The organism is bacterium, assembly GCA_027622355.1.
GTDB lineage: Bacteria > UBA8248 > UBA8248 > UBA8248 > UBA8248 > JAQBZT01.
The window spans coordinates 1-4,685 of sequence record JAQBZT010000232.1 but is presented as its reverse complement, the minus strand read 5'-3'; the positions used below and the strand labels follow the sequence as shown (position 1 = coordinate 4,685).

The 4,685-nt window shown below is 64.8% G+C and carries 6 protein-coding genes; all 6 read left to right on the top strand.

Features of this window, described 5'->3' with window-relative positions:
* Positions 1 to 441 (top strand): 2-dehydropantoate 2-reductase (locus O2807_12180; protein MDA1001256.1); only part of this gene is annotated, 441 nt, incomplete at its 5' end.
* Positions 442 to 593: 152 nt separating this feature from the next.
* Positions 594 to 1,412, top strand: a complete 819-nt coding sequence (gene panB, locus O2807_12175; protein MDA1001255.1) for a 3-methyl-2-oxobutanoate hydroxymethyltransferase — start codon at positions 594 to 596, stop codon at positions 1,410 to 1,412.
* 65 nt (positions 1,413 to 1,477) lie between these two features.
* A complete protein-coding gene (gene cobT, locus O2807_12170) occupies positions 1,478 to 2,551 on the top strand; it encodes a nicotinate-nucleotide--dimethylbenzimidazole phosphoribosyltransferase (GenBank protein MDA1001254.1) in 1,074 nt (357 codons plus the stop codon).
* On the top strand, positions 2,548 to 3,294 hold the full coding sequence (cobS, locus tag O2807_12165; GenBank protein MDA1001253.1) for an adenosylcobinamide-GDP ribazoletransferase: 747 nt from the start codon (positions 2,548 to 2,550) through the stop codon (positions 3,292 to 3,294). Before cobT ends, cobS begins: the two co-directional genes overlap by 4 nt.
* A 378-nt stretch (positions 3,295 to 3,672) precedes the next feature.
* A complete protein-coding gene (gene mraZ / locus O2807_12160; GenBank protein MDA1001252.1) occupies positions 3,673 to 4,119 on the top strand; it encodes a division/cell wall cluster transcriptional repressor MraZ in 447 nt (148 codons plus the stop codon).
* 92 nt (positions 4,120 to 4,211) lie between these two features.
* On the top strand, positions 4,212 to 4,685 hold a 474-nt coding region (gene mraW, locus O2807_12155; protein MDA1001251.1), incomplete at its 3' end, for a 16S rRNA (cytosine(1402)-N(4))-methyltransferase.

Sequence of the window (4,685 nt, the reverse complement as noted above, 5' to 3'; positions counted from 1 at the left end):
GCCGCCCTCGCGGAGCTGTTCGAGCGGGCAGGCGCCGAGGTGGCGCGCGGTGCGGACGGCCCGGCCGAGGAGTGGAAGAAGGCGATGGCCAACATCGTGATCAATCCGCTCGGGGCGCTGCTCGAAAGGCGCAACGGGGAGCTGCTTGAGGTTCCGGCAGTGCCGCTCTTCCGCCTTCTCGCCGGGGAGGCCCAGAAGGTGAGCGATGGGCGCGGCTTCGATATCGATGTGCTCGCCATCGCGGAGGCGGCGGCCCGCCAGACGGCGGAAAACCGCAACTCCATGTGGCAGGACCTGACCCGGGGCCGGGAGACGGAAATCGGGGCCCTTACCGGGAAATTCGTTGAGATTGCGGAAAAAGCCGGGTTCGATGTACCGGGGCACCGGGCGGTTCTGCTTGGTGTCCGGGCGATGGAAAAGGCGGAAAAAAGGGATGGTTGACACGGTTTCGGACCCCACCTAGGCTGTCTCTTCCGCCGGGCACCCAGCCATGGGCCTGGACGGTTTTGATTGGTCTTTTGTGAATTGCGCCTCCACACTTTCATGCCCGTCATGAAAGAGGCGTTCACCTTTCGAAGGAGAGGGAGCGACCCATGAGTACGCTCACCCAGCCCCAAAAGAAGAAAATCACCACCGCCACCATCCGCGCCCGAAAGGGCAAGGAAAAGATCACCTCGCTCACCGCCTACGACTATCCGACCGCCAAGCTCGTGGATGAGGCCGGAGTGGATGTCATCATGGTCGGGGACAGTCTCGGCATGGTGGTGCTCGGCTACCCTGATACGACCAAGGTCACGCTTGACGACATGGTGCACCACACGAAGGCCGTGAGCCGGGCGAAGCCGGCCGCCCTCCTCGTGGCGGACATGCCGTTTCTCACCTACGGAGTCTCGCGCGCGGAAACCGTGCACAACGCCGGGCGGCTCGTTCGCGAGGCAGGCGCCGAGGCCGTCAAGCTCGAGGGCGGCACCCGGGTGAAGGAAGATATCCGCGCGCTGGTGGATTGCCAGATTCCGGTGATGGGGCACGTCGGCCTCACCCCCCAGAGCATCCACAGCTTCGGTGGCTTCAAGATTCAGGGGAAGAACGAGCAGGCCGCCGAGAAAGTGCTGCGCGATGCGGTGGCGGTGCAGGAGGCAGGTGCCTTCAGCGTCGTGCTCGAGGGCATCCCCTCGACCCTTGGCGAGCGCATCACACGGGAGATCGACATTCCCACCATCGGCATCGGCGCGGGGCCCAATTGCGACGGGCAGGTGCTGGTGATTCACGACATGCTGCATCTGTTCAGCGATTTCACGCCCAAGTTCGTCCGGGTATTTTCCGATCTGGGAACCTCGGCCCGCGAGGCGATCGAAGAATACTGCAACGAAGTGCGCGAAGGGCGGTTCCCCTCCGAGGAGCACTGCTTCTAGGGAACCGGATCCATCCGGCACTCCCCCGAAGGTTCCGCCCGGGATCTGTCTCCGGAGAGTGTGCCTTGTCTATTTTCCCCGAATCCATCCCCCCGCTTTCGGCGGCCGCGCACGATGCGGCGCAGCGGCATCTCGACCGGCTGACCAAGCCTCCCGGAAGCCTCGGGCAGCTCGAGGAGTGGGTCGCCCGCTACTGCGCCATCACCGGAGCGTTTCCGCCGCCGCCCATCCGGGCCTGCGCTCTGGTCTTTTGCGCGGATCACGGCGTGACGGCGGAGGGGGTGAGTGCCTTTCCGGCGGAGGTGACCGTGCAGATGGTCCGCAATTTTCTTGCGGGTGGCGCGGCGGTGAGCGCGCTGGCCCGCGAGGCCGGAGCCGAGGTGTGGGTGGTGGACGCCGGCGTTCGCGGTGACTTCGAAGTGCATCCGAAGCTGATCGACCGCAAGATTGCGCGCGGAACGCGGAATCTGGCCCGCGAGCCGGCCATGTCGCGAGAGGAAGCCGAGCGCGCCCTTCGGGCGGGGTATGACGTGGCCCGGGAGAAGGCGGGGGAGGGCGCGAATGTGCTCATCCTCGGGGAGATGGGGATCGGGAACACGACGACGGCGGCTGTGCTCTCGGCGGCGCTGCTCGGCAAGTCCACGGGGGAGTTTGTGGGGCCCGGCACCGGCGTCCGCGGCACGGCCCTTGAGCGGAAGCGCGAGGTGGCGGTACGCGCCCTGGCGCGGCGGCCCGAGGCACCGGCCGATCCGCTGGAAATCCTCTGCGAGTGGGGCGGCTTCGAGATCGCGGCGATGGCCGGGGCGATCATCGGTGCGGCGGCCTCCCGGGCGGCGGTGTTCGTGGACGGGTTCGTGAGCACGGCGGGAGCGCTCCTGGCGCGCGCGCTGGCGCCGGATTCGATGGCATACTGCTTTCCGAGCCACCAGTCGGCCGAGCCGGGCCACGCCCTTCAACTCGCGGCGCTGGGCTGGCGGCCGCCGGTCCGGATAGAGATGCGCCTTGGGGAGGGAACGGGGGCGCTCTTGGCGCTGGGGCTCTTGCGCGGCGGGCTGCGGATGATGGACGAGATGGCCACTTTTGAGAGCGCCGGGGTTTCCGGCGAGGCGGAACCGGGCGGAGAGGAGGATTCCGGATGAAAGGCTTTGGGTTGGCCATGCGGTTTTTGACGATCCTGCCCTGGCCGGAAGGGGAGGAGACGGTCCCCGATCAAGGGACATGCGCCGCCGCCGTGATTCGCTTCTCCTGGGTGGGGCTGTTACTTGGACTGATACTGGCTGTTTTGAACGCGGTGCTGGGCCGGATGCTTCCCGCCGTGGCGGTGGATGCGGTTCTGGTGGTGGCGCTGGCCGTGATGACGGGGGGGCTCCATCTGGACGGTCTCTCGGATTTGGCCGACGCCATCGGGGGCGGCGCGAATCCCGAAGAGCGCCTCCGCATCATGAAGGACAGTGCCTGCGGCCCGATGGGGGCGGCGGCCATCGCCTGCGTCCTGCTGCTGAAGTTCGCGGCCCTGCGGGGGATCCCGGCGGGAGACAAATGGGCGGCGCTTCTTCTGGCGCCCGCGCTGGGGCGGGCGGCGATGGCTTATCTTCTGGGACGCCTCCCCTATGCCCGGCCCGAGGGCGGCACCGGGCGGATGTTCGCCGAGGCGGCCGGGCGCGCCGAGGGCAACTGGGCGATTGCGGCGGCCGCGGGGGCCTGTGTGCTGCTCGGCTTCGGCGGGGGAATCTTTGCCGCGGCGGTTTCCGGCATCCTTGCCGCGCTGCTGGCGCGCTATCTGGAGCGTATCCTGGGGGGCGGCACCGGCGATGCCTACGGCGCAGCCGGAGAAATCATCGAAACCGCGGCCCTTTTGTCGTTCGCCCTCTGGTGGGGCTAGCGGAGTGGCAAAATCGACGGGAAAGGCGCCTGCTTCAAGTCTTTCCCTTGAATTTCGGTTAACGTATTGATATTAATGTAGTTGCTCGGATTACACCTTTTCTGCTGGGCAAAACTGCGGTTTGGGCATCCTTCCCACTTCTTGCGGTTTTCTTCATTACATTCACCTAACCATTTGAATAAAAACGTACTATAATTTTGCTCCTCTCACCGGGTTTCGTTCTCCTGCCTACGATGTGGACAGCCTTCCTGTTAACTAGATTACAAGAAATAGCTGATTTTCCTTGCGTTGAGCCAAATTTCCGTTGACACCCCTCAGGGAAAAGACTATAAACATGTAAATAAGTGGGGAAAAGTGGGGGTGTGTGGGGAGAGTGTCATGCTCATCAGTTCCCATGTGGTTTCTATTGATTCGAAGGGCCGCTTGAGTGTTCCCGCGAAATTCCGGGAATTCCTGAACGCCACTTATGGCGATCAACTCATCCTGCTCGACATGGACGGCTGCATCTTCGCCTACCCCCTCGAGGAGTGGCGCCGCCGGTTCAGCGACAAGTTCCGCGCCCTGCCGACCTACCGCGACGACGTGCGCCGCTACGTCCGGAGCATGTACGCCCGGGCGACCCAGTGCGAGCTGGACCGCCAGGGGCGCATCCTCATTCCGGCGCGGCTGCGGGAGGGGGCCGGGATCGAGAAGGAAGCGGTGCTGGTCGGCCTCGAAAACAAATTCGAAATCTGGGGCCGTGCGCGATGGGAGGCCCAGATGGATGACAACAAGGATATTTTAGAGACCGTGCCCGAAGATGGGTTGATCGATCTCGAATTCTAAAGGCCCGAGCCACGGGGGGGAGCCCGTTGTTCGCTGTCGCCACAATCGAAGAAGGCCGCCGGCTTGCGCGGCGGCGCTGCGGTGAGGTCGAAATGACTGCGTCGCACGTCCCGGTCATGGTTCAGGAAGTCATTGACTTCCTGTCCCCGAAGCCGGGGGCTGTGTTCCTGGATACTACCTTGGGCGGAGGGGGACACAGTCTTGCGGTTCTGGAGGAGATACAGCCATCGGGTGTGCTGATCGGCTGTGACCGGGACGCCGACGCGATTTCGCTCTCCCGCCAGCGCCTGGCCGGGTACGGCGGGAGCGCGCGTATCCACCATGCCCATTACGCCGAACTGAAGCGCGTGGTGGCCGAGGAAGGTTTTGAGGCGGTGGACGGCGTGCTCTTCGACCTCGGCCTCTCCTCCCTGCAGCTCGATGACCCCGATCGCGGCTTCCGCTTCGACGCGGAGGCGCTCCTCGACATGCGGATGGATCGCAGAGAGCGCACGACGGCTGCCGATCTGGTCAACGAACTCGGTATCGAACCACTTGCCGACATCATCTACCGCTATGGCGAGGAG

Bases quoted from the DNA above. Each gene is read 5' to 3' on its own strand.
- panB (MDA1001255.1), top strand. From the start codon at position 594: ATGAGTACGCTCACCCAGCCCCAAAAGAAGAAAATCACCACCGCCACC.
- mraZ (MDA1001252.1), top strand. From the start codon at position 3,673: ATGCTCATCAGTTCCCATGTGGTTTCTATTGATTCGAAGGGCCGCTTG.
- cobS (MDA1001253.1), top strand. From the start codon at position 2,548: ATGAAAGGCTTTGGGTTGGCCATGCGGTTTTTGACGATCCTGCCCTGG.